General features: G+C 40.7%; 1 protein-coding gene. It reads left to right on the top strand.

Features of this window, described 5'->3' with window-relative positions; translation table 11 throughout:
* Positions 1-1,617, top strand: a 1,617-nt coding sequence (locus ACOVO2_RS00735) for a DUF1549 domain-containing protein (RefSeq protein ID WP_421768133.1), incomplete at both ends; no start/stop codon positions are given.

Below are 1,617 nucleotides of genomic sequence, written 5' to 3'. Positions count from 1 at the left end.
ACGAAATCGACCATTTTGTGTTGGATAAACTCAAAAAAGAAGGACTCTCGCACTCACCCGAAGCCGAAAAAGGCACATTGCTACGCCGTGTTTATTTAGATTTAACAGGCCTACCTCCTACCGAACAGCAATTACAAGATTTCTTGAAAGATGAATCGGAAGATGCGTACGAAAAAGTAGTGAATAAACTTCTGGCTTCACCTGCGTATGGCGAACGTTGGGCAGCCATGTGGCTCGATTTGGCTCGCTATGCCGATACCAAAGGGTACGAGCGTGACGTTTACCGAAATATTTGGCGATACCGAGATTATGTAATTAAGGCGTTCAACGAAGATAAACCATTCGACCAATTTACGATTGAACAACTGGCTGGTGATTTATTACCACAACCAACTGACAATCAACTCGTAGCGACAGCCTTCCACCGAAATACCATGACTAACGATGAGGGTGGAACAGTTGATGAAGAGTTTAGAGTAGCCGCTCAAATCGACCGAGTAAATACTACTTTTGATGTTTGGCAAGGAACAACAATGGCCTGTGTACAGTGCCATACACACCCGTACGACCCTTTCGTGCATGATGAATATTATAAAACGATGGCGTTTTTCAACAATACTCGTGATGAAGACGTGGTGAGCGAAACGCCTTATTTAAGGTTTTATAAGAAAGAAGATTCGAGCAAGATTCAAGAAATAAAGAAATGGATTTTGAGCAAAAGCACACCCCAAAAAGCCCAAGAATTTGAACATTTTGCCCGAGTTTTAGAACCGAAATTCAATTCGCACGATATTGAACAACTATCTCCAGTTACCTCTTCCTTACTTGATGCCAAATATTTGGGACTTCAACACACTGGCTATGGGAGACTAAAAAACGTTACGCTAACTGGTAAAAACAGAATGTTGATGACCTTCAATACGGGTAATGAAAAAGGCACTTTACTCGTAAGAGATAATGCTTTAGATGGTAAAATTTTGATAAATATTCCGATTTTCAAAACCCGCGATACGGTGATGTTTTATAATTTACCGCAATTGGAAGGTAAACATGATTTGTATTTTGTATTTACCAACCCAAAAACACCTAAAGAATGGTTACAAATCAAATGGGTGGCTTTTCAAAATACATTTGCCGAAACACCTGATTATCAATCCGTTGAAGCAAAATACAAAGAAGTTTTAAATGCAAAAGCCGATTACAGTCCGATTTTGGTAGAAGGCACTGGAGATTTGGCTCGTAAACAACATATTTTTGAGCGTGGAAATTGGCTCGTAAAAGGCAAAGAAGTAAAACCCGATGTCCCGAAATATCTGTCTTCGATGCCCAAAGAATACCCTCGAAACCGACTGGGTTTTGCCAAATGGTTGGTCGACGGTAGAAATCCGCTTACTTCGAGAGTGATTGTAAATCGTTTTTGGGAACAGCTTTTCGGCACTGGAATCGTGGAAACCGTTGAAGATTTTGGTACGCAAGGTTTTGCTCCATCGCACCCCGAAATGCTTGATTATCTGGCCATTACATTTCAAGATGATATGCAATGGAGTGTAAAGAAACTGCTCAAAATGATGGTAATGTCTGGCACTTACAGGCAATCTTCGGCGGTTAACCAAACTT

It is taken from the genome of Emticicia sp. (genome assembly GCF_049241225.1).
Lineage (GTDB): Bacteria > Bacteroidota > Bacteroidia > Cytophagales > Spirosomataceae > Emticicia.
Note: the sequence above shows the minus strand (reverse complement) of the source record. Positions and strands in the feature narration are given on the sequence as shown.